The 23,504-nt window shown below is 70.1% G+C and carries 19 protein-coding genes; 10 read left to right on the forward strand and 9 right to left on the reverse strand.

Annotated elements, in window-relative coordinates; translation table 11 throughout:
* Positions 1–40 precede the first annotated feature (40 nt).
* Entirely contained in the window at positions 41–2,164 is a 2,124-nt protein-coding gene (locus ABIA32_RS25680; protein ID WP_370099997.1) for a D-alanyl-D-alanine carboxypeptidase family protein, read from the reverse strand.
* A 310-nt stretch (positions 2,165–2,474) separates the two neighbouring features.
* On the opposite strand from ABIA32_RS25680, the gene ABIA32_RS25685 reads away from it, so the two are divergent.
* The 3 genes from ABIA32_RS25685 to ABIA32_RS25695 all read left to right on the forward strand — a co-directional run bounded on the left by ABIA32_RS25685 (position 2,475) and on the right by ABIA32_RS25695 (position 4,688).
* Entirely contained in the window at positions 2,475–3,197 is a 723-nt protein-coding gene (locus ABIA32_RS25685) for a GPP34 family phosphoprotein (protein WP_370100000.1), read from the forward strand.
* A gap of 242 nt (positions 3,198–3,439) precedes the next feature.
* The gene (locus ABIA32_RS25690; protein WP_370100002.1) at positions 3,440–4,300 is read left to right on the forward strand and encodes a helix-turn-helix domain-containing protein; all 861 of its coding nucleotides are present in this window, start codon (positions 3,440–3,442) and stop codon (positions 4,298–4,300) included.
* Between the two features lie 178 nt (positions 4,301–4,478).
* Positions 4,479–4,688 (forward strand): DUF397 domain-containing protein, encoded by a 210-nt coding sequence (locus ABIA32_RS25695; protein ID WP_370100005.1) that lies wholly within the window; start codon positions 4,479–4,481, stop codon positions 4,686–4,688.
* A gap of 127 nt (positions 4,689–4,815) precedes the next feature.
* Here ABIA32_RS25695 and ABIA32_RS25700 read toward each other — a convergent pair whose 3' ends face one another.
* On the reverse strand, positions 4,816–5,652 hold the full coding sequence (locus tag ABIA32_RS25700; RefSeq protein WP_370100008.1) for a hypothetical protein: 837 nt from the start codon (positions 5,650–5,652) through the stop codon (positions 4,816–4,818).
* 171 nt (positions 5,653–5,823) lie between these two features.
* Here ABIA32_RS25700 and ABIA32_RS25705 point away from each other — a divergent pair, with 171 nt between their 5' ends.
* The 4 genes from ABIA32_RS25705 (at position 5,824) to ABIA32_RS25720 (ending at position 8,579) form a co-directional block, all read left to right on the forward strand.
* Positions 5,824–6,507 carry an XRE family transcriptional regulator gene (locus ABIA32_RS25705; protein WP_370100011.1) on the forward strand — a complete coding sequence of 228 codons (684 nt, stop codon included), beginning with the start codon at positions 5,824–5,826 and terminating at the stop codon, positions 6,505–6,507.
* A gap of 154 nt (positions 6,508–6,661) precedes the next feature.
* Complete coding sequence (locus tag ABIA32_RS25710) at positions 6,662–7,447, forward strand: SDR family oxidoreductase (protein WP_370100014.1); 786 nt, start codon at positions 6,662–6,664, stop codon at positions 7,445–7,447.
* Positions 7,448–7,509: 62 nt separating this feature from the next.
* Positions 7,510–8,172, forward strand: a complete 663-nt coding sequence (locus ABIA32_RS25715; protein WP_370100015.1) for an MSMEG_1061 family FMN-dependent PPOX-type flavoprotein — start codon at positions 7,510–7,512, stop codon at positions 8,170–8,172.
* Between the two features lie 131 nt (positions 8,173–8,303).
* The gene (locus ABIA32_RS25720) at positions 8,304–8,579 is read left to right on the forward strand and encodes a hypothetical protein (RefSeq protein ID WP_370100017.1); all 276 of its coding nucleotides are present in this window, start codon (positions 8,304–8,306) and stop codon (positions 8,577–8,579) included.
* A gap of 166 nt (positions 8,580–8,745) precedes the next feature.
* Here ABIA32_RS25720 and ABIA32_RS25725 read toward each other — a convergent pair whose 3' ends face one another.
* Complete coding sequence (locus tag ABIA32_RS25725; protein WP_370100156.1) at positions 8,746–11,364, reverse strand: bifunctional FO biosynthesis protein CofGH; 2,619 nt, start codon at positions 11,362–11,364, stop codon at positions 8,746–8,748.
* Between the two features lie 313 nt (positions 11,365–11,677).
* Here ABIA32_RS25725 and ABIA32_RS25730 point away from each other — a divergent pair, with 313 nt between their 5' ends.
* From ABIA32_RS25730 to ABIA32_RS25740, 3 genes are all read left to right on the forward strand, one after another.
* Complete coding sequence (locus ABIA32_RS25730; protein ID WP_370100019.1) at positions 11,678–12,916, forward strand: outer membrane lipoprotein carrier protein LolA; 1,239 nt, start codon at positions 11,678–11,680, stop codon at positions 12,914–12,916.
* Positions 12,917–13,080: 164 nt separating this feature from the next.
* The gene (locus ABIA32_RS25735; protein ID WP_370100022.1) at positions 13,081–14,109 is read left to right on the forward strand and encodes a sphingomyelin phosphodiesterase; all 1,029 of its coding nucleotides are present in this window, start codon (positions 13,081–13,083) and stop codon (positions 14,107–14,109) included.
* 211 nt (positions 14,110–14,320) lie between these two features.
* Positions 14,321–15,631 (forward strand): ABC transporter substrate-binding protein, encoded by a 1,311-nt coding sequence (locus tag ABIA32_RS25740; protein ID WP_370100025.1) that lies wholly within the window; start codon positions 14,321–14,323, stop codon positions 15,629–15,631.
* Between the two features lie 56 nt (positions 15,632–15,687).
* Here the strand turns inward: ABIA32_RS25740 and ABIA32_RS25745 are convergent, their stop codons facing one another.
* The 6 genes from ABIA32_RS25745 to ABIA32_RS25770 all read right to left on the reverse strand — a co-directional run bounded on the left by ABIA32_RS25745 (position 15,688) and on the right by ABIA32_RS25770 (position 23,497).
* The gene (locus ABIA32_RS25745; protein ID WP_370100028.1) at positions 15,688–16,476 is read right to left on the reverse strand and encodes a DeoR/GlpR family DNA-binding transcription regulator; all 789 of its coding nucleotides are present in this window, start codon (positions 16,474–16,476) and stop codon (positions 15,688–15,690) included.
* A gap of 116 nt (positions 16,477–16,592) precedes the next feature.
* Complete coding sequence (gene rarD, locus ABIA32_RS25750) at positions 16,593–17,531, reverse strand: EamA family transporter RarD (RefSeq protein ID WP_370100030.1); 939 nt, start codon at positions 17,529–17,531, stop codon at positions 16,593–16,595.
* Positions 17,532–17,626: 95 nt separating this feature from the next.
* Positions 17,627–19,657 carry an APC family permease gene (locus ABIA32_RS25755; RefSeq protein ID WP_370100033.1) on the reverse strand — a complete coding sequence of 677 codons (2,031 nt, stop codon included), beginning with the start codon at positions 19,655–19,657 and terminating at the stop codon, positions 17,627–17,629.
* A 142-nt stretch (positions 19,658–19,799) separates the two neighbouring features.
* Positions 19,800–20,750, reverse strand: a complete 951-nt coding sequence (locus tag ABIA32_RS25760; RefSeq protein ID WP_370100035.1) for a 2-oxoacid:ferredoxin oxidoreductase subunit beta — start codon at positions 20,748–20,750, stop codon at positions 19,800–19,802.
* Complete coding sequence (locus tag ABIA32_RS25765) at positions 20,740–22,689, reverse strand: 2-oxoacid:acceptor oxidoreductase subunit alpha (protein ID WP_370100038.1); 1,950 nt, start codon at positions 22,687–22,689, stop codon at positions 20,740–20,742. Before ABIA32_RS25765 ends, ABIA32_RS25760 begins: the two co-directional genes overlap by 11 nt.
* 133 nt (positions 22,690–22,822) lie before the next feature.
* Positions 22,823–23,497, reverse strand: coding sequence for a response regulator (locus ABIA32_RS25770; RefSeq protein ID WP_370100040.1), 675 nt, complete (start codon positions 23,495–23,497; stop codon positions 22,823–22,825).
* Positions 23,498–23,504: the final 7 nt, after the last annotated feature.

Below are 23,504 nucleotides of genomic sequence, written 5' to 3' on the forward strand. Positions count from 1 at the left end.
GACTACGCTTCGGCCACCGTCATCATGCTCACACTCGCACTCACCCCAGCCGGGTGAGCTTCTCGCCGAACCCGGGCGCGTTCAGGTTCGACTGCAGCGCCACCGGAATCGTCTGCGCGCTCGCTCCGCTGCCGACGACGAGGTCGGCGACGATCGTCCCGGCCGCCGCGCTGTGCGGGAGGCTCGCGCCCGCCTGCGGCTTCAGCGAGACGTCGACCGAGAGCCCGCTCCAGCCGGCGACGGAGACGTCCTGGGTCGCCACGACGGGCGTCCTGCCGCCGAGCCCGTCGTCCACGTAACCGACGACGTCGCCCTTCTTGGCGAGCACGTGCGACTGCAGCGCACCCTCGGCGCTGACGATCAACTTCTTGCTCTTCTCCAGCACCTGCGGCAGCCAGCCGCCGCCGTTCCCACCGACGGCAGGCTGGCTCAGCACGACGCCGTAGAGGGTCTCGGTGGTGTCGCCGACCTTCTGCTGCGCCGCCCACATCAGGTTGCCGAGCGCGGCACTGCTGGTGCCGGTCTTGACGCCGATGACGCCGTTCTTCAGCAGAAGAGCGTTGTTGTTCTGGGTCAGGCCGTTCTCCGGCGGCGTGAAGGACGCGGTGCCGACGATCTCCCGGAAGACCGGGTCGGCCATGGCCGCCTTGGCCAGCCTGAGCTGGTCGTTGGCAGTGCTCTTGGTGGTGCCGTTCAGACCGCTGGGGTCCGTGTACGTGGTCTTGCTCATGCCGAGCTCGGCGGCCGTGGCCTGCATCTTCTGAACGAAGGCGTCCTGGCTGCCCGCGTCCCAGCGGCCCAGCAGACGAGCAATGTTGTTGGCCGAGGGGATCAGCAGCATCTGCAGCGCCTGATACTCGGTCAGCTTCTCGCCCGCCGAGACCTTCATCACCGACTCGCCGCCGGCGGTGCCGGTGGTGTAGTCGTTCACCGCCTGCTGGTCGACGGTCAGGGTCGGGCCCTGCTCGCCCTTCTTGAGCGGCTTGTCGCGGAGTACGAGATAGGCCGTCATGACCTTGGTGACACTCGCGAGCGGCACCGGGTTGTCGCTGCCGCTGTGGCCCATCACCCCGAGTCCGGGAACCTCGACGGCGGCCTGGCCCTTGACCGGCCAGTCGAGCCCCGGCGCCCCGCCGTCGAAGGCGAAGCTCGACGCGGCGGTCATCGTGAGCTTGGGCGCCGGCAGCGGGCGCAGCAGCTGCACCGCGCCGAGGACCACCACGAGCACGAGCAGCAGCGTGCCCCAGAGGCGGACGCGGCGCAGCGCGATCCGGGCCGGGGTCATCGGCCGGGAGCTGAGACCGGCCAGGATGTCCATGGCCTCGACGGTCGTCTCCGGCGAGTCCGCGACGGCCGTCGCCCCGGCGGGCACGCCGCCCTGCGGCTGCGCCTGCGCCGCGCCGGACTGCTGCGCGGACGACTGCTGCGCGGCCAATGAGGAGGACGGCGAGGATCCGGCGGGCGATCCGGGCGCCGGCGATCCCGCAGGCCCGCGCGGCGCCGGTCGCGCCGGCGGGAACGCGGACATGGCGCGCGTCTCCGCGTTGTCGCTCGGGGGAGCGGACGGGCCGTGGCGATCGCCGTCGCTGTCGCTGTCGCCGTCGTCTCCGTCGGCGGCCGCGTCGGAATCGGTCTCGTCCTCGACCGGGGCCGGGGCGGAGGCCGGGGCCGGTTCCAACGGGGGGACGCGCAAGGTGCGGGTCGCGACGTCCGTCTTCGGCTCGAGCGCGGCTTCCGTCTCCGGTTCGGCTTCCGCCTCTGCCTCTGCCTCTGCCTCTGCGTCGTCGTCCTCGCGGTCGACCGGGAGGCGAGGGTCGCGGATAGCGCGCTCCGCGGCCGCAGGCCCCGCCGGCTCGTCCGCGTCGTCCGCGTCGTCCGCAAGGTGCTCGCGCGGGGTCTCCAGGTCGCCGATGCGCAGGGGGCGGGTCGGCGGGTCCGCAGGCGCGTCAGCCGCCGCCTCCGCGCCGGACTCGTCCGCCTGAGCCTCCGGGCTCGCCCCGGCCTCGTGGTCCGGCGGCGCGATATCCGAGGCGGGGGTCGCGTCGATATCCGAGGCGGGGGTCGGGTCGATGTCCGGGGCGGGGGTCGCGGGGTCGACTCCCGCCCGTTCCGCCTCCCGCTCCGCGCCCGCGGTCCGCTTCGACCTGTCGGGGGACTCACCCACGTAACCCAGCCTCCTCAAGCCTGCTCTGAATGCATACGACCGCTCGCGACCGCCCAGGGCAGCGCGTCACAGCGCGGCGCACCACGGTCTCCCGGGCGCACCGCACACCAGTCTCCTGCACTCGCCGGGACAATCCCGCTCGCCAGGCCGCTGACCGGCGATTCCGCCGGGCGAACCCGCTCCATGGCCAGACGCGGCGCCGGACCCGAACGGTTCCGAAAGATCACGGAGTCGTGTCACTCTCAAGGCCCTCTCGACAGCAGGGTGTGAGAGGCGTCACTCTGTTGTTCATCCACGCGGGGAGGCTTGGATGGGCAGGAGCCGCAGAACAATTCCCGAGGAGCTGCTGTTGCTCGCTCTGGACCCGGCCACGGGTACCACCGCGCAGCCACAGACGCTCGATCTCGGACTGGCCGGAGCACAGCTCGTCGAGCTGGCCATGGCCGGACGAATAGTCCCGGACGGGGACCAGATCACCGTGGTGAACCCGCGGCCGACCGGGGACCCGACCCTCGATCACGCGCTGGAACTGCTGCGCAGACGTGGCAGTGCCGTGCGCGCCGTGCAGTGGATCGGCGGCCCGAGACTGGGCCTACGTCAGACGTATCTGGCGCACCTGGAGCGGTGTGCCATGGTCAAGGCGGTGCCGGGCCAGGTGTGCGGGGTCTTGCCGACGACCCGGTACCAGGCGTCGGACGACTGCACGAACAGCGCCATAAAGGAAAGACTCGACACGGCGATCCGGACCGGCGTACCGCCGGACCCGCGTACCGCCGCGCTCGCCGCCCTGGCCCACGCCGTAGGACTGGGCAAACATCTCTACCCGGGCAACGAGGGACGTTCCTCCAGGTCGCGCCTGCGCGACCTGATCCGGTACGACCCCCTCGGCGGCATGGTCGCGCACGCGGTCATGGACGTGCAGAACGGCCTGCCGGCCGCTCAGTTGCGTGCGGCGGGCGTACGCCCGGCGCCGACACGCCCGGCGGCACGGCCCGCGGCGGTCACCGGCATGGTCCGGGCGGCCGTCCGGTAGGCGCGCAGCAGCGCACGGGCCACAGGCTGCAAGGCACGGGCCGCAGCAAGACGTAACACCGACAAGGTCGGGAGCGACGGCGGACCACCCTTCGCCGTCGCTCTCTCCATGTGTGGGCGCAGAATCGTTCCTTCTTCGACCCGATTCGTCAAGATCCCGGGCGATTGCGCCACATGAGGGCGTGTCGAGTGGCATTCTGCTGACACAGGGGCGTGCCACACCATCAATGCCCAGGAGAGTCCGTGTCGACCGCCAGCGTCAATCCCACCGTCCGTCGCCGACGCCTCGGGGCCGAGCTCCGACGCCTGCGCGAGCAGAAAGGCCTCACCGCCGAGGAAGTCGCGCAGCAGCTGCTCGTCTCGCAGTCGAAGATCAGCCGACTCGAGAACGGCCGACGCAGCATCAGTCAGCGCGATGTCCGCGACCTGTGCGAGGTCTACGGGGTCAGCGACTCGGCGATGATCGACGGCCTGATGACGATGGCGCGCGAATCCCGTCAGCGCGGCTGGTGGCACGCATTCGGCGATGTCCCCTATAGCGTGTATATCGGCCTCGAAGCGGAGGCTGTAGGTATTCGCACCTATGAATCCCTTTTCATCCCCGGCCTGTTGCAGACCCGCGAGTATGCGCACGCGGTGGTGACGGGTATCCAGCCGGAAGCGCAGCCGGCGCAGATCGACAAGCGCACGGATGTCCGGATGGTCCGCCAGGACCTGCTACGCAACGGCGAGGAGCCGCTGCGCCTCTGGGCCGTCGTCGACGAGGCGGCCCTGCACCGCGTCGTGGGCAGCCCGGAGACGATGCGCGCGCAGCTGGAGTCCCTGATCGAGACCAGCCTGCTGCCGCACGTGACCGTGCAGGTCCTGCCGTTCAGTGTGGGTGCACACCCCGGCATGACCTCCAACTTCTCCATCCTTGAGTACCGGGATGCATCGGACGCCACCGTCGTCTATCTGGAGGGCGTCACGAGCGATCTGTACCTGGAGAAGGAAACGGATGTACGCGCCTATGCCACGCTTTACGAACATCTGCAGGCACAGGCACTCGGACCGGAGCAAACCCGCGAGCTCGTCGACAAAGTGGCGAAACGTCACACGCACTGATGTGGCCGGGGAGCATACACCACAGGCAATGTTCTGTGGTGTACAGTTCACCGATTGCTATCCAACGGGTGAACACGAACGGCCCAAGGTTCCCAGATACCGGACGGTGTGGGCAGACTGACACCAGCAATCACGATCACCCGATTGCCGGTCCCTTCATTCGGAACTGGAGATGGAAATGATCACAGAGGACAACCGCCACGGCGCCCTCGACTGGCGCAAGTCCAGCTACTCCGGGGCCAACGCCTGCGTCGAGGTCGCCCGCCCCGGCGCGGCCGTCTTCGTGCGCGACTCCAAGGACCTGTCCGGCCCTTCGCTCGGCTTCTCCCGCGAGGCCTGGCAGTCGTTCCTCGCCGAGGTCGGCACCGGCTCCCTCGACCGGGTCTGACCCTCGCCCTCGCCGGTCGGGCGGCGGGACCGGACATTCCCGGTCCCGCCGACGCGGACTCTCGACAGTCCCCCCGACCCGTACCCGCCGAACCCCTCAGTCCCCCCGACCCGCAGCCCGCCCAACCTCAGCGCAGTTCGTCCACGTAGGCGTCGGTCCCCGGCAGGGTCGGGATGAAGGGCGCCACCAACTCCACCCGCGCGCCGGGCACCGCGGCGGCCACCTCCCCGTCCAGGCCGGTGAACGCGTCCCAGCAGGTGCGCGGGTCCTGCTGCAGGAACCAGATGAGCGTGAGCCGGGTGTCGGTCCCGTCCACCGGCTTCACGTAGGACATCCGGTCGACCGGCAGCGGCAGCGGCTCGAAGAGCGTGCACAGCGCCGCCGGAGAGCCGCTGCGCAGTCGGGACGGCAGATGCCGGTCCATCAGCCAGTCGGTCAGCTGCCGTCGCTGCTCCGCGTTCTCGGTGTCGATCACCTCGAGCACCAGCCCCTGGTAGGGGTGGTCCAGCGCGTGGATGTCGCGCGGCCCCGCGGCGCCGTCGCGGTAGTAGGTGCTGACATGCTGCTGGAACGCCGTGAAGACGTGCGTCCGGTCGCGGTAGACCCGGCCGTCGCGGTTGAGCCGCTTGTTGATCTGGACAGTCCAGCGCATGTGCGCGTCGTGGCGGCCCTCGGTGACCCAGTAGACCGAGAGGTAGCAGCCGGCGGTGACCGGCTCGGCCACGGCGGACTTCTCCGGATAGCGCAGCAGCTGCAGCTCGCGGGTGGCGACGAAGCGCCGGCCGGAGAACATCCACGGCATCGCCATGGCCCCGGCATAGAAGTGATCGTCCTCGTACCAGCGGTTGTACGCATACTCGTGGCCCGGCAAGGGCTCGACCATGGTGATCAGCGAGCTGCCGATGGCGACGCCGTAGGGCCCGCTCGCGGCCAGCTGCGTGTACTGCTCCAGATCGTCCGTCATGGAGCTGACGGTAAGTCAGATCCTGACAACTTCCCAGAGGCCGGGCAGCGATCGCCGCCCAAGGAATCCCGTCCGCCCTGGATGATGCTCCAGCCCTGCGCCCCTGACCTCGGCGCCACCCTGTGTGATCCTGCGCTGGGCGCGTCCACCTTGTCCGCATAACCTCCGGTCATGCCGAGACGCGCGTCCGCCTCCCCCGCCGCCCCCGTCCCGTTCGACCCTGCGGCTGCACGCGCCGTGCGCAGCTCACTGGGTATGAGCCCAGCGATGGTGGCCCGCGCCCTGGCGGACTCCTACGCCCTGCCGGCCCCGCCGGCCCTCGTCATCGCCTGGGAGACCGGCGCAGCCCACCCCGACGAGCGCGAACTCACCGCGCTGGCCCGCGTGCTGTGGTGTCTCCCCGGCCAGCTGATGGGCGGCCGCGCGGCGTCGCTGCGCGACTACAGGCTCGCCCTCGACCTCCCGCAGGAGGAGGTCGCCCGGCGCCTTCGCGTCTCCCCGCGCGACTACGCCCAGATGGAGCTGAGCTGGGACGGCGACCGCCTGCAGACCACCGACCTGGCCACGATCCTGAAGCTCAGCCCCCGAGCCCTGGTCTGCGCCTGCGGACGGGAGGAGCGCCTGGACGAGATCCTCCGCCGAGCCGTCGACGGCCGCTGGCAGTCGCAGGTCGACCCGCTCCTCGCCCTGGTGCCGACCCTCTCCGAGGACTGGATCGCCTACGCCCTCAAGTCACTGGCCGGCGAGAAGGCCGCGGCGAGCGCGCTGTGGGGCACCACCGGACCCGCGGCCCTGGAGGCGCGGCAGTCCGCGGAGATGGAGCTCTCGGACCGCTTCTGGCTGCTGATCGCGTAGTCGCGGCCGCGACACACCGCACCACGCCGCACCGGACCGCCCGCCGCCACCCCGTCCCCCCACTGTCACCCCGTCCCCGCTCTGGATTTCCCGACGGCTCAGCCCTAGTCTGACGCAGCGTCAGATACGACTGATTCCCCGTCCGGGAGGGCCCATGCTGCTCGAAGGTCGCACCGTCGTGGTCTCCGGGGTCGGCCCCGGTCTCGGGCACCGGGTCGCGGTGGCCGCAGCCAGGGACGGAGCCAACGTCGTCCTCGGCGCCCGGACCCAGGAGAACCTCGCCAAGACCGCCGCCGAGATCGAAGCCGACCACCCCGGCCGGACCGCCTGGAAGCGGACCGACATCGCCGACCCCGACCGCTGCGACGCCCTCGCCACCCTCGGCGTCGAGCGCTTCGGCCGGATCGACGCCGTCATCCACGTCGCCGCCATGGACAGCCACTTCGGCGGCCTCGCCGACGCCGACTTCGAGGACTGGCGCCGCGTGATGGACGTCAACCTCTTCGGCACGCTGCAGCTGACGCGCTCCTGCCTCCCCGCACTGCGCGAACGCGGCGGCTCCGTCGTCATCATCGGCACGCAGTCCTCCGTCGCCGCGCCGACCCAGGTGCGGCAGGCCGCTTACGCGGCCTCCAAGGGCGCGCTGACCAGCGCGATGTACTCGATGGCCCGCGAGCTCGGCCCGGAGCGGATCCGGGTCAACACCGTGCTGCCGGGCTGGATGTGGGGCCCGCCGGTCGAGAACTACGTCACCTGGACCGCCGCGACCGAGAACATCTCCGAGGAGGAGGTCAAGAAGCGCCTCACCTCCCGGATGGCGCTGCCTGAGCTCGCCACCGACGGCGACGTGGCCGAGGCCGCGATCTTCCTCGCCTCCGACCGCGCCCGCGCGATCACCGGCCAGTCCCTGCTCGTCAACGCCGGCGAGCTGATGCGCTGACCCGTCCACCGGCGACAGCTCTGACCAGCGCCGTCATTGACGCCCTCTCTATTATCGTCAGTATGACGATTCGAACCGAGCCCACCACCCTGTTCGATGCCCTCCACGCCGACGCCGTCCGCACCACCGACGCCCTGCGCGAGCTCTACGAGCAGCCCAAGGACAACGCCCTGCGCAAGCAGATGGACCGCCTCACCGAGCAGACCCGCGCGCTCGTCGGCTGCGCCTCGCTGGTCTTCGTCGGCAGCGCCGACGCCGCGGGCCACGCCGACGTGACGCCGCGTGGCGGGCCGGCCGGGTTCGTCTCGGTGCTGGACGACCGGACCCTGGCCATCCCCGACGCGACCGGCAACAAGCGGCTGGACACGCTACAGAACGTGATCAGCACCGGCCGCGTCGGGCTGCTCTTCGTCATCCCCGGCCGCACCACCACGCTCCGCGTCAACGGCCGCGCCTGTATCTCGGCCCGCCCCGAGCTGCTGTCACAGCTGAGCGCCGTGGGCAGGCCGCCGGTCAGCGCGCTCGTCGTCGCGGTCGAGGAGGTCTACCCGCACTGCCCCAAGTCGCTGCTGCGCGGCAACGCGTGGAAGCCGGAGAACTGGCTGCCCGCCGACGCCCAGCCCAGCTCGGCCGAGGTCACCCTCGCGCAGCTGAACCTGCCGGGGCTGACCATCGAGCAGATCCAGCGGGACGAGCGGGACTCGCTGTTGTACCGCTACGAGTGAGTTGTCCCGCTATGGGTGAGCTCGGGCCGGCTCCATGACGGGCCGGCGGCCGGACTCTTCATTTCCCGGTCGCCGGGAATCTTGTGCGCGGCCATTCACCTTTACACGTGTCATCACTAGCGTGCGGCGCCATGAAGACCCCTCAGCGCTCCTTCCGGCCGGCCGGCGCGGCGGTTCTGACCGCCGCCCTGAGCCTCGGTAGCGTCGCCATAGGCGGCGACGCGTACGCCAACGCAAACGCCCACCGACACTCCGGCGCGGCCCACGCGATCGACTGGGCGCACCCGATCCCCTTCACCGCCGCGAACGTGACCCAGAACGCCGACGGGAGCTTCACCGTCTCCTGGGCCTCCGACGCCGCCAACGCCCTCTCCGGCGTCCAGGTCTACGCCGGCCCCACCCCGTAGTCGATCGACTACGCCCACCCCGTCGCGCACGGCGCGGGGACGGACAGCGTCACCGTCACCGGACTCGGCCAGGCCGACCACTGGTGGTTCCGGCTCACGCCGAGCCGCGGCGAGGGGCTGACCGTCTCCGACCGCAGCCTGCACCTGGCGAGCGCGCCCAACTGCGTCAATCCAAGACAGGCAGCAGCTCGGGCAGGTGCCCGTCGGAGGCCAGGGCAGCCGCCCGGCGTTCGGCGGGCACCTCCCCGTAGAGGGTGGTGCGCTGGGCGGCCGGGCGGCCGGCCGCGTCTGCGATGGCCTCCAGGTCGCGGATCGACTTGTAGCTGCCGTAGGAGGAGCCCGCCATCCGGGAGATGGTCTCCTCCATCAGCGTGCCGCCCAGGTCGTTGGCGCCGGAGCGGAGCATCTCCGCCGCGCCCTCGGCGCCGAGCTTGACCCAGCTGGTCTGGATGTTCGGGATCCGGCCGTGCAGCAGCAGCCGGGCCATGGCGGTGACCGCCCGGTTGTCGCGCATCGTCGGGCCGGGGCGGGAGATGCCGGCCAGGTAGACCGGCGCGTTGGTGTGGATGAACGGCAGCGTCACGAACTCCGTGAAGCCGCCCCAGCCGTGTTCGAGCGAGCGTTCCTGGATCTCGGCGAGCAGCCGCAGGTGGCCGAGCCAGTGCCGGGGCTGGTCGACGTGGCCGTACATCATCGTGGACGAGGAGCGGATGCCCAGCTCGTGCGCGGCGGTGACCACCTCCACCCAGGTCGCGGCCGGCAGCTTGCCCTTGGTCAGCACCCAGCGGACCTCGTCGTCCAGGATCTCGGCGGCGGTGCCGGGGATGGTGTCCAGCCCGGCCTCCTGCGCCTGACGCAGCCACTCCTTGACGGAGAGTCCGGTCCGGGTGGCCCCGTTGACGACCTCCATCGGCGAGAAGGCGTGCACGTGCATGCCGGGCACGCGCTCCTTCACCGCCCGCGCGATGTCGAAGTACGCGGTGCCGGGCAGGTCGGGGTGGATCCCGCCCTGCATGCAGACCTCGGTCGCGCCCACGGCCCAGGCCTGCTCGGCGCGGTCGGCGACCTGCTCCAGGGAGAGGGTGTAGGCGTCGGCGTCGGTGCGGCGCTGCGCGAACGCGCAGAAGCGGCAGCCGGTGTAGCAGACGTTGGTGAAGTTGATGTTCCGGGTCACGCAGTAGGTGACGGTGTCCCCCACGACGTCGCGGCGCACCGCGTCGGCGATGGAGCAGAGCGCGTCGAGCGCCGGGCCGTCGGCGTGGAAGAGCGCGAGCGCCTGGGCGTCCGTCAGCCGGCGCGGATCCTCGGCGGCGACGGCCAACGCCTCGCGCACGTCCCCGTCCAAGCGCTCCGCAGCACGCGCGTCCGGAGCCCCGGTCACGGCGGCGACCTCGCGCAGCGCGTCCCAGTCCCCGTAGACCTCGTCGAAGTCGCCGCGCCGGTCCTCAGACCTTCCGCCCCCAGGTCCGGACTCGTCGATCTCGCGGTGCAGCTCGGTGCGGCCGGTCGCGACGAACGCGTCCTCCGGCTCCTGCCACGGCAGGCCGACGGGCAGAGCGTCCTCGCGGGCCAACCCGGTCTCCGGGTCGGCCAGCGCGCGGACGTGCGGGAGTACGCGCGGGTCCAGCCACGGCTCGTCGTGCCGCCCCTGGAGGGCCGGGCGCACATACTCCGGATAGACCGTCAGCCGCTCCCGCAGCGTGAAGCCGGACGCGGCCGTGCGCGCCGCCAGCGCGTCGATCTGCGGCCAGGGGCGCTCGGGGTTGACGTGGTCCGGGGTCAGCGGCGAGACGCCGCCCCAGTCGTCGATGCCCGCGTCCATGATGAGCGCGTACGACCCCTCGTCCTCGAAAGACGCAGCGACCAGGTTCGGCGGGGCCTGGATCCGCGCGGCGGGGCCGAGCACGACCCGGGCGACGGCGATCGTCGCCGCCAGCTCCTCAAGCTCCGCGTCGGGCATCGAGCGCATCGCGGTGTCGGGCTTGGCGCGGAAGTTCTGCACGATGACTTCCTGCAGCCCGTGGTACTGCCGGGCCACCCGGCGCAGCGCGAAGAGCGACTCGGCGCGCTCCTCGTGGGTCTCGCCGATGCCGATGAGGATGCCGCTGGTGAAGGGGACCGCCGAGCGGCCCGCGTCCTCCAGTACCCGGAGCCGGACGGCGGGCTCCTTGTCCGGCGAGCCGTAGTGCGGTCCCGAGGGCTCGGACCAGAGCCGGGTCGCGGTGGTCTCCAGCATCATCCCCATGGAGGGGGCCACCGGCTTGAGCCGCTGGAAGTCCGTCCAGCTCAGCACGCCCGGGTTGAGGTGCGGCAGCAGGCCGGTCTCCTCCAGCACCCGGATCGACATGGCCCGGACATAGGCGAGGGTGTCGTCGTAGCCGTGCGCGTCCAGCCACTCACGGGCCTCCGGCCAGCGGTCCTCCGGACGGTCGCCGAGGGTGAACAGCGCCTCCTTGCAGCCCAGCGCCGCGCCCTGACGGGCGATCTCCAGCACCTCGTCCGGGCTGAGGTAGAGGCCGTGGCCCTCACGGCGCAGCTTGCCGGGGACGGTGACGAAGGTGCAGTAGTGGCAGCGGTCCCGGCAGAGCCGCGTCAGCGGTATGAAGACCTTCTTCGAGTACGTGATCACGCCGGGCCGCCCGGCCTCAGCCAGGCCCGCGTCGCGCACCCGCGCCGCCGTGGCGCAGAGCTCGCGCAGGTCCTCGCCGCGAGCGTGCAGCAGGACGGCGGCCTCCGCCGTGTCCAGGGCGACTCCTTGCCGGGCCCGGTGCAGCGCGCGGCGCATGGCGGTACTGGTCGGGTGATCCTTCATGAGGTGAACCATACGCGCAGCGCCTTCAAGTGAAACGTGATGCGGACGGGCACGAGTGGTGCGGACCGACCCTGGCGGAACCCTGAGATCGTCTCAGGGTTCCGTAGTACGAGGGGTGGAATGCCTTTTGCGCCCGTGGGCCGATGCCGGGGGGCGGGTCCGGGGCGTTGAATGGGTCATCGTGGGGAGTCCAAGACGATGACGCACGACGATGCACGACGAAACACGACGACGCGAAGCACCACGAAGCGAAGCACCACGAAGTACGACGACGGAGGGACGAGCAATGTCGAACACCACCGATGACACCGCGGGCAGCCCGGGCAGCACGCCGGAGAGCACGCCGGACCGTGCGGGCAGCCGCGCCCGCGGCGTGATCGCCGGCCGCAAGCGGGTCCTGCTGGTGTCGGTGGCGGTCGCGGCCGTCGCCGGTTCCGTGGCGGCCGGCACGGCGCTGGCCGCGGGGCCCGCGCTGCCTGCGATGAGCGCCCAGGATCTGCTGAGCAGGACGCTGAACAGCCACGTCGAGACCTTCTCCGGCAAGGTCGAGGCCACGGTCGATCTGGGCATCCCGTCCCAGCTGCTCAGCGCGCTGCCCTCGGCCGTCGGCTCGAAGGCCGGCGGGACGACGGACCCCCAGGCGGCGCTCGCCGAGCAGCAGCTCCTCGCGCTGCTCTCGGGCACGCACACGGCGGACGTCGCGTCCGACGGCCAGACCAAGCAGAGCTTCAGCATCACGGACGCGGGCCGCACGGTCCACGCCGTCCACAACGGCACGAACGCCTGGGCCTACGACAGCCAGCGCAACGAGGTCATGCACTACACCGGCCTCGCCCAGGGCGACACCGGGGCGACCGCCCAGGCCGCCCCCTCGGTGACCACGCCGGCCAAGGCCGCGGACCTGCTGCGGCAGATAGCGCCGTACAGCAACGTCTCCGTGGACAACACCTCCATGGTGGCCGGGCGTTCGGTCTACATCCTGGTGGTCTCCCCGAAGGGCCACGGCTCGACGATCGGCGACGTCCGGGTCGCGGTCGACGCCAAGAACTACATGCCGCTCGAGGTCAAGGTGAACCCCTCGGACGGCGGCAGCCCGATCGCCGACGTCCGCTTCGCCGCGATCTCCTTCGACAAGCCGTCCGCGAGCACCTTCGACTTCTCCGCCCCTGCGGGTGCGAAGGTCACCACCAAGGCGGCCCAGGGCCACAAGGCCGGCGCCCCGGGCAAGGCCCATCCGGCGCTCCCGACGAAGCCTCACGGCGTCGTCCCCGGCCAGGCGGGCAAGAACGACGTCAAGGTCGTCGGCACCGGCTGGACGACTGTCTACGAGATCAGCCCGTCCGCCACCGCCAAGGACGGCAAGGCCGGCGGCAAGAACACGCTGGCCGAGCTCAAGACCTTCGGCACCCCGGTCAACGGCGGGACGCTGTTCTCGACGAAGCTGATCAACGTCTTCATCGCCGACAACGGCACCATCTACGCGGGCGCCGTGACGCCGTCCTACCTGGAGAACCTCGCCAAGTAGGTTCCGAAGGGCCCCTGGAGGCGAAGTAGTCCAGACAAGTGGTCGGTCGACCGATTCTTCGGTCGGCCGATCACGACTGCTCATGCATAGTTCTTCAATAATTACCCCTCGGTAGCTAGCGTGCAGCCTGTCATGCCCAGGCCCGCCTCCACCGAGGAGACCACGTGCGTACGCGTCACCTGCTTGCCGCCACTCTCGCCGCCACCACCGCGCTCATAGGCGGAGCGACGACCACCGCCCACGCAGCCACCGCAACCAGCAGCAACACCCTCTCCGTCTTCGCCTGGAACGTCGATCTGGCCACCTCGGTCGTCGACAGCACCCAGAACGAGAAGGCCGCCGAGCGCACCCCGGTGGTCGAGTCGATCATCCGGCAGCACAGCGCCGACGTCGTCGTGCTCGACGAGCTGTTCAACCACGCCTCGACCAGCGACATCGAGAGCAAGCTGGCCGACCTGTACCCGTACCACACCCCGGTCGTCGGCCAGGTCTGCTCCGGCGGCGGCTGGAACGGCATCAGCGGCGACTGCTCGAACTCCTGGTTCGTCATCAACGGCGGCACCATGATCTTCTCGAAGTACCCGATCGTCGCCCAGTACGCACACGTCTTCTCGAACTCCACCTCGGGCACCTGGGACTACAACGCGAACAAGGGCGCCGTGCTCGCCGAGGTGAACAAGAACGGCGCGAACAGCTGGGTCGTCGGCACCCACCTCCAGGCCGACCAGTCCGGCACCTCCACCGACACCACCCAGTCCACCCGCCTCGCCCAGCTCGGCGAGATCCGCAGCTGGGTCGACGGCATCGTCGGCTCCTCCGCGCCGGTACTGCTCGGCGGCGACCTGAACGTCGAGTACGCCCACGGCGCGACGCGCGGCGACTACACCAACGCGCAGAACGCCGTCGGCGGCCTCCTCGGCACGCCCGCGACCGACCCCTCGCAGCACTGGACGATGGACTGCCCGGTCTCCTCCTGGTGCCAGTACATGGCAGGCGTCGAGTCCTTCCCGACGGACTACCAGGACAGCCTCGACTACATCGGCTACCTCAACGCGCCCGGCCGCCCGACGCCGCTCGCGCTGCCCGCCGTGAGCACCGACTTCGACCCGCAGGCGGGCTGGATCTCCGGCATGCTCGACACCAAGTCGCCCAGCGACCACTACCCGGTCGAGGCGACCTTCCAGCTGCAGTAACCGGCGCCCACCGCACATCCACCCGCGCACATCCACGCGCACATCCACGGACAAGGGGAATTGCACCCCGCAACGGGGTGTCAATTCCCTTTCTTCGCTTGCGTCTCACCTTTTGAAAGCCACCTTGACGCCCGCTGGTAATACGGATGCCATGGACCGTCCCATTCGCCCAGTGCGGGGGCGAATCCGGTCCGACCAGAGAGCTTCACCTATGAGCATCAGCCGCCGCGCCTTTCTCGCTGCTGCCGGTTTCACCACCGTTTCAGCCGGGACGGCACTGCTGAGTGGCTGCGGAAGCAGCAAGACAAGCGTCACCGGGGAGTCGGGCGCCCCCAGTTCACTGGAGGTCTTCTCCTGGTGGACGGAGGGCGGGGAAGCCAACGCACTGTCCTCCCTGGTGAGCGAGTTCCATCTGCACAATCCGAACATCACGTTCATCAACCGCTCCGTGGCCGGCGGCGCCGGCGCGAACGCCAAGGCGGAGCTGGCCCGCCGGATGAAGGCAGGGAACCCGCCGGACACCTTCCAGGGCCAGGCCGGAGCCATGCTCGACGACTACGTGGACGCCGGGCAGCTGGAGGACCTCGGCTTCCTCTACCAGCAGCAGGGCTGGGACCGTTCGGTCAACTCGACGCTGCTGCAGCTGACCCAGCGCAACGGCAAGCACTGGTCGGTGCCGCTGGACATTCACCACATCAACGTCATCTGGGCCAACAAGCACCTCTGCGACCGCCTGAAGGTCCCCACCGCACCCACGAGCGTCGCCGACTTCGTGGCCGCCCTGCGCAAGGTCGCGGCTGCAGGGAAGGTCCCCCTGGCGATCGGCACCACGCCAGACCAGAACTGGCAGGTCAAGCATCTGATGGAGTGTCTGCTGGTCGCCGAGCTCGGACCGGCGGTCTGGCCGACGCTCTGGCAGCGCGGCGGCGACTGGACCGGCCAGCCGGTGACGCAGGCTCTGGTCGCCCTCAAGGAGATCCTGGCGCTGACCGCCAACCAGACGGCGGCCCTGACCTGGGACCAGGCCAGTGCCATGGTCGGCAGGGGCGACGCCGCCTACCAGATCATGGGCGACTGGACCGAGGCCAGTTTCACCCTCGCGGGGCTGATCGCGCACAAGGACTACGATTGGGCGCCCGCACCGGGAACGAGCGGCACCTTCCTCTTCGCCTCGGACTGCTTCACGCTCCCCAAGGGCGCGAAGGACCGGGATGCCGCGATCGCCTGGCTGATCGAGTGCGGCAGCCAGAACGGCCAGGACTCCTTCACCGCGGCCAAGGGCGCGATCCCCCCGCGCGCCCTGATCGGCGGGACCGAGCGCGGCCTCTTCGACACGTACTCGCTCTGGTCCATGGACCAGTGGACCTCCACCCGCATCGTCGGCTCGCTCACCCACGGCGTGGTCGCCCGCGCCGCGTGGAACGCCGCGATCGACGCCGCGATCACCGCCTTCGTGACCGACCGCAACCCCGCCCGCCTGCAGACCGCCCTCGCCGCAGCGGCGCACACGTATGCAGCCTGAGACGAGCGCGGCCTGAACGAGTGCAGCCTGAGACGAGTGCGGCCTGAGCAACCGCGCTAGGCGGGCTGCCCGCCGACCAGCAGTCGTCCCACCGCCGCCGCCGCGAGCTCCCGGACCTCCGGGGGCATCGCGGCGTCGGTGATCAGGGTATCCACCGCCGAGAGCGGCGCGTAGGAACTCAGGCTCACCATGCCCCACTTGCTGTGATCCGCCAGCACCACCACCCGACCCGCGCAGGCGATCAGCGCCCGGTTGGTCTCCGCCTCGGCCAGGTTGGGCGTGGTCAGTCCGGCCTCCGGGTCGAGCCCGTGGCAGCCCATGAAGAGCTGGTCGACGTGCAGGTCGTGCAGGGCCAGCGAAGCCATCGGTCCGACCAGCGCGTCGCTGGGCGTGCGGACGCCGCCGGTGAGCACGACCGTCGGGCCGGTGCGCCCGGGACGGCGCGCCTCCTCGAAGACGTCGGCCACCCGCACCGAGTTCGTCACCACCGTCAGCCGCTGCACCCGCAGCAGGTGCCGGGCCAGCGCGTGCGTGGTGGTACCCGCCGAGAGCGCGATGGCGGTGCCGGGCCGCACCAGGCCCGACGCGAGCTGCGCGATCTCGTCCTTGGCCTCCGGCTCCCACTCCGTCTTCGCCTCGAAGCCGGGCTCGACGCTGCCCGCGTCGCCGGCCTGCAACGCGCCGCCGTGGACTTTCTCCACCAGCCCCAGCCGGGCCAGCTCGGACAGGTCCCGACGGATCGTCATGTCGGATACGCCGAACCTGGTCGACAGCTCCCCGACCCGTACGCTGCCACTCCGGCGGATCTCCGCGAGGATCACGGACTGGCGCCGCTTCGCGAGCATCTCGCCCCTCTCCCCCGACGGAGTCGGACATGCTTGAACGCAATCAAACAGGACCGCGCATATCACATGCCCCGGCGTGCGGCGGTGTCAAGAGGTGTGGTGTCAAACAGTGTGCGTCAGGACGTCGCGGCGACGGTCTCCGCCGCTGCGGCGCTCCGGAGTTCGGCCCTCCGGGTGCGTCGCGCCTGACGCAGCCCGTCGAAGCTCAGCACCGCCAGTGCGGCCCAGACCAGCGCGAAGCCGATCCAGCGCGCGGTCGGCATGTACTCGTGGAAGACGGCGATGCCCAGCAGGAACTGGAAGACCGGCGCGAGGTACTGGAGCAGCCCCATCGTGGTCAACGGCACCCGCACCGCGGCAGCACCGAAGGCGACCAGCGGCACGGCCGTCACCAGGCCGCAGAGTGCCAGCAGCGCGGCGTGGCCGGGTCCGTGCGAGGCGAAGGTGGAGTGGCCGCTGCTGCCCAGGAAGAACAGGTAGCCCAGCGCCGGCAGGAAGAGGAAGGCGGTCTCGGTCGCGAAGCCCTCCAGGCCGCCGAGCCCGACCTGCTTCTTGATCAGCCCGTAGGTCGCGAAGGAGAAGGCGAGCGTCAGCGCGATCCAGGGCAGCTGCCCGTAGCCGACGGTCAGCACGGCGACGGCCGCCGCGCCGATCCCGACCGCCGTCCACTGCGCGGGGCGCAGCCGCTCCCGCAGGATGAGCACGCCGAAGGTGATGGTGACGAGCGGGTTGATGAAGTAGCCCAGCGAGGTCTCCACGACGTGCCCGCTGTTCACGCCCCAGATGTACATCCCCCAGTTCACCGTGATCACCGCCGCCGCCAGCCCCACCAGCGCCAGCCGCTTCGGCTGCCGCAACAGCGGGCGTATCCAAGCCCACTTCCGTTGGACAGTCAGCAGCAGCACCGCCGCGACCAGCGACCACACCATCCGGTTCGCCAGGATCTCCATCGCCCCGGCCGGCTTCAGCAGCGGCCAGTACAGCGGGAAGAACCCCCACATCGCATACGCGGCGAAGCCGAGCCACAGACCTCTGCGTTCTTCGTTCCGTCCCACCGAGTAACCCCTCAACCCTCGCCGCGTCCCCTACAGGCAAGGTAAACGACAGCGCCCCCGCTCGGAAATCCGAACAGGGGCGACAGTCAGAGGGATCAGTTGGACGGCGCGTCCAGGTGTTCCAGCTTCTCCACCTTCACGCCGGAGGCCGAGGCCTCCTCCAGCTCGTAGTGCGCGCTGACCACGTCGAAGGGGACGATCGTCGCCACGACGTTCGGCAGCTTGCCGACCGCCCGCGCGATCTGGTCCGCCGTGCGGCGGTGCAGCAGACGGCCCAGGACGGGCGAGTAGTTGCGCTCCGGGATCAGCAGGGTGATCTGGCTCTTCTCCCGCTTGGCGGTCCGCGCGATCAGCTCGACCAGCGAGCGCGTGATCCGGCGGTCCGGGCACTCGACGATCTCCAGCGGGAGGTCGCCGACCTCCACATTGCCCCACTGCGTCTTCAGTCGCTCGGCCTCGCGGTCGTCGATCATGAAGTGCACCGCACGGATCTCGGTCGGCCGCAGCGAGCGGGCGTAGCGGATCGCCTTGAGTACGGCCAGGTCGACGCGGTCGACCAGGATGTACATCACCTGACGGCGGTAGACCGGGGTGGTGGTGTCGACCGGAGCGGCGGCGAGCGCCTCCGACTCCTCGCGGTAGCGCTTGTTCACCTTGATCAGCGACCAGACGCCGATCGGGAAGATCACCACGACCACCCAGGCGCCCTCGGTGAACTTGGTGACCGCGAAGATCCCGACCACCAGCAGCGAGGCGACGGACGCCGCGCCGTTGATGGCGATCTTCATGGTGCGCCTGGGTTCGCGGCGATCCATGTGGTGCTTGACCATCCCCGCGCCGGCCATGGTGAAGCCGGTGAAGACGCCGATGGCGTAGAGGCTGACCAGGTGGGTCAGGTCTCCGTTGGTGGCGATCAGCAGCAGGACCGAGACGACGGTCAGCACGATGATGCCGCTGGAGAAGGCGAGCCGGTGGCCGCGACGGGTCAGCTGGCGCGGCAGAAACGAGTCCTCGGCGACGAAGCTGGCCAGGAAGGGGAAGCCGTTGAAGGAGGTGTTGGCGCCCGTGTAGAGGACCAGCGCGGTGGACAGCTGGACGAAGACCAGGGCCGCGTTGCCGTACCAGGCGTTGCCGAAGGCCCAGCTGGCCTCCTGCGAGACGACCGTCGGGGCGCCACCGGTGAACGGCATGGCGTGGGTGATGTGCGCGAGCAGCGAGACCCCGAGCACGCCGGTGCCCAGCACCGCCGACATGATGACCATGGTCTTGCGGGCGTTGACGCCCTGCGGGTTGCGGAACGCGCTGACGCCGTTGGAGATCGCCTCCAGGCCGGTCAGCGAGGAACCGCCGTTGGCGAAGGCCTTCAGCATGATCAGCAGCGAGGCGCCGTAGACGAAGCCACCGCCGCCGGAGCCGAGGCCGTACATCCCGGCCTGGTGCACGTCCAGGTGCGTGTGGTCACCCAGGAAGAACCGGACGAAGCCGACGACGATCAGGAGCGCCATCGCGGCCATGAACAGGTAGGCCGGCAGCGCGAAGGCACGCCCCGCCTCCCGAATGCCCCGCAGGTTGCCCCAGCACAGCAGCAGCACCACACCGATGGTGAGCCAGAGCTTGTGGGCGTCGACGAAGGATATGAAGCTGCCGTTGCCCCAGAGCAGGTGCCCGAGGGAGACCAGCGCGTCCGTCCCGGCCGCGGCCTGGACGGCCACGGTGACGATGTAGTCGATCAGCAGCGCCACTGCCGCGACCTGGGCGACACGCGGGCCGAAGTTCTCCCGCGCGACGACGTACGAACCCCCGGCGCGGGTGTAGACCATCACGACCTCGCGGTACGAGAAGGTCAGCAGGACCAGAAGCCCGAGGATCACGAAGGTCAGCGGGATCAGCGCGGTGAACGCGGCGATGCCGATCGCCGGGATCAGCACGACCAGCATCTGCTCGGAGCCGTACGCCATGGACGAGATGCAGTCCGAGGCCAGGACGCCGAGGGCGACAGGGTTCGAGAGCTTCTCGTGGGTGAGCTGTTCGGTGACCAGGGGCTTACCGAGCAAACGATTCTTCACTCGGTAGCCCGGGCTCTCCGGGAGTTCTACCTCGCCAGAGGGGCTGATGGTGCCGGCCATGGTGGGGATTCCGATCCGGGCGGGAGTTGACGCTCACATGCATACTCCCGCCCGGCCGGACATTTCGGGCATCTGTTCCAGCGGGGACGGATCTTAGCGCGTCCCTAACGCTGGCCCCATGACTTCTAAAGGCAGTACAGCGTCATCGAACCAGCCACGTGTCACTACCGGTAAGAAGGTCTTCCAGCTTCCCTTCGCCCCGGTTTGTCACCGCTTCCTGGACCTGCTCGTTCATCTGCTTGTCGTAGACCGGCCGCTGCACCGACCGCAGCACCCCGATCGGGGTCGGGTGACTCATCCGGGACAGCGCGAAGGCACGGGTCGGGTCCGGGTCGTGCGCGTCGTGGACGATCTCCTCGCCATCCGCCCCGTTCGGATGTTGGGGCAGCCGGTACGGCTGCCCGTGCTCCAGCCGCAGCAGCGCCGTGTCGCGGGTCGCGGGGTCCTTGAGGAGATCGAAGGCGCCGTCGTTGAAGATGTTGCAGTTCTGGTAGATCTCCACCAGCGCCGTGCCCTCGTGCTGGGCCGCCTGCCGCAGTACCTCGGTGAGGTGCTTGCGGTCGGAGTCGATGGTGCGGGCGACGAAGCTCGCCTCCGCGCCGATCGCCAGCGAGAGCGGGTGGAAGGGCGCGTCCAGCGAGCCCATCGGCGTGGACTTGGTGATCTTGCCCTGCTCGCTGGTGGGCGAGTACTGGCCCTTGGTGAGCCCGTAGATCTGGTTGTTGAAGAGCAGGATCTTCAGGTTCACGTTGCGGCGCAGCGCGTGGATCAGGTGGTTGCCGCCGATGGAGAGCGCGTCGCCGTCACCGGTGATCACCCACACGGACAGGTCCGGCCGCGTCGACGCCAGCCCGGTCGCGATGGCCGGGGCGCGGCCGTGGATCGAGTGCATCCCGTAGGTGTTCAGGTAGTAAGGGAACCGGGACGAGCAGCCGATGCCGGAGACGAAGACGATGTTCTCGCGGGCGATGCCCAGCTCCGGCAGGAAGCCCTGCACGGCGGCGAGGATCGCGTAGTCACCGCAGCCGGGGCACCAGCGCACCTCCTGGTCGGACTTGAAGTCCTTCGCGGTGAGCTTGATCTCAGCAGGCATCAGCGTTCTCCTTGATCACCTCAGCGAGCTGGGCCGCCTTGAACGGCATCCCGCTGACCTGCGTGAACGAGCGCGCGTCCACCAGGTACTTCGCCCGCAGCAGCAGCGCGAGCTGCCCGAGGTTCATCTCCGGCACCAGCACGCGTTCATAGCGCGCGAGCACCTCGCCCAGGTTGGCTGGGAAGGGGTTCAGGTGGCGCAGATGCGCCTGCGCGACCTTCCCGCCGCCCGCGCGGAACCGCCGCACGCCGGCCGCGATCGGCCCGAAGGTCGAGCCCCAGCCGAGCACCAGCAGCTTCGCGTCCGCAGTGGGGCCTCCCCGACCGAAGGCTGGGGAAGGGTCGTCGACCTCCAGCGCCGGGACCTCGATCCCGTCGATCTTCGCCTGCCGGGTGCGGACCATGTGGTCGTGGTTGGCCGGGTCGTAGGAGATGTTCCCGGTGCCGTCCTGCTTCTCGATGCCACCGATCCGGTGCTCAAGACCCGGCGTCCCCGGCACCGCCCACGGCCGCGCCAACGTCTCCGGATCCCGCAGATACGGCCAGAACTCACCCGAGCCGTCGGGGGCATTGACCTCTGTCGCGAACTCCACCCGCAGGTCCGGCAGCTCCGCCACCTCAGGCACGCGCCACGGCTCGCTGCCGTTGGCCAGATAGCCGTCCGAGAGCAGGAACACCGGCGTGCGATAGGTCAGCGCGATCCGCGCCGCCTCCAGCGCCGCGGTGAAGCACTCCCCCGGCGAGGCGGGCGCGACGATCGGGACCGGCGCCTCGCCGTTGCGGCCGAACATCGCCTGGAGCAGGTCCGCCTGCTCCGTCTTGGTCGGCAGCCCCGTCGAAGGGCCGCCGCGCTGGATGTCCACGACCAGCAGCGGCAGCTCCAGCGAGACCGCCAGCCCGATCGTCTCCGACTTCAGCGCCACGCCGGGGCCGGAGGTCGTGGTGACGCCCAGCGCGCCGCCGAAGGCCGCGCCCAGAGCGGCGCCGATGCCGGCGATCTCGTCCTCCGCCTGGAAGGTCCGCACGCCGAAGTTCTTGTGCTTGGACAGCTCGTGCAGGATGTCCGAGGCCGGCGTGATCGGGTACGAGCCCAGGAACAGCGGCAGTCCGGACTGCTTCGAGGCGGCGATCAGCCCGTAGGCGAGCGCCAGGTTCCCCGAGATGTTCCGGTACCGGCCAGGCGTGAAGGCCTTGGCGGCCGGGGCCACCTCGTAGGAGACCGCGAACGACTCCGTCGTCTCCCCGAAGTTCCAGCCCGCCCGGAACGCCGTCACGTTCGCCTCGGCGATCTCCGGCTTCTTCGCGAACTTCGACCGCAGGAACCGCTCGGTACCCTCCGTCGGCCGGTGGTACATCCAGCTGAGCAGCCCGAGCGCGAACATGTTCTTCGCCCGCTCGGCGTCCTTGCGGGCCAGCCCGGAGTCCTTCAACGCCTCCACGGTGAGCGTCGTCAGCGCGACCGGGTGCACCGCGTACGCCGACAGCGTCCCGTCGTCCAGCGGATCCGCCGCCCAGCCGACCTTCGCCAGCGCCCGCTTGGTGAACTCGTCCGTGTTGACGATGATCTCCGCACCACGCGGCAGATCGCCCAGGTTGGCCTTGAGCGCCGCCGGGTTCATCGCCACCAGCACGTCCGGCGCGTCGCCGGGCGTCAGGATGTCGTGGTCGGCGAAGTGCAGCTGGAAGGACGAGACACCCGGCAGCGTGCCTGCGGGCGCGCGGATCTCGGCGGGAAAGTTGGGCAGCGTCGACAGGTCGTTCCCGAATCCCGCCGTCTCCGACGTGAACCGGTCACCGGTCAGCTGCATACCGTCGCCGGAGTCCCCGGCGAAACGGATCACGACGCGGTCCAGGCGCCTGACCCCCTTGCCTCCCGTGTGGGGTCCCCCAGTGGGGGGTTCCTCGAACGTGGAACCCGTCTCCTCGACCCTGCTGGTCACGACGTGGGCCTCCCTCGTCACCGATGGTGGTGGTGCACCGCTTGAAATCCTATGCCGCCGGGCACCCGGAGCGCGGGATCATGAGCACAGGATATCTGACAGGCCGTCAGATAAAGAGCCCGGGCCGAGCCCCTCAGGAGTTCAGGTAGGTCAGCACCGCCAGCACTCGCCGGTGGTCCTCCGGGCTCTGGGCGAGGCCCAGCTTCAGGAAGATGTTGCTGACGTGCTTCTCCACGGCGCCGTCGGAGACCACCAGCTGCCGCGCCACGGCCGTGTTGCTGCGGCCCTCGGCCATGAGCCCCAGGACCTCCCGCTCGCGCGGCGTGAGGACCGCCAGCGTGTCGTGACGGCGGCTGCGGCCGAGCAACTGGGCGACGACCTCCGGATCCAGCGCCGTGCCGCCCGCGGCGACCCTGGTGACGGCCTCGACGAACTCCCGCACCTCGGCGACGCGGTCCTTGAGCAGGTAGCCGACCCCGCGTGTCGTGCCCGCCAGCAGCTCGGAGGCGTAGCGCTCCTCGACGTACTGGGACAGCACCAGCGTGCCCACCTCGGGGTGCCTCCCCCGCAGCTCGATACAGGCCCGCACGCCCTCGTCGGTGTGGGTCGGCGGCATCCGCACGTCCGCGACCACCACGTCCGGCACGCCCACGGCGCTGCCGGCGAGCTCGTCGACCAGCTTCAGCAGCCCCTCGCCGTCGCCCACGGCGCCGACGACCTCCATACCGCGGTCGGTGAGCAGCCGCGTCAGGCCCTCACGGAGCAGAACGGAATCCTCGGCGATCACCACGCGCAGGGCAGCAGACATGCTGCTG

It is taken from the genome of Streptacidiphilus sp. MAP12-20 (assembly GCF_041262525.1).
Taxonomy (GTDB): domain Bacteria; phylum Actinomycetota; class Actinomycetes; order Streptomycetales; family Streptomycetaceae; genus Streptacidiphilus.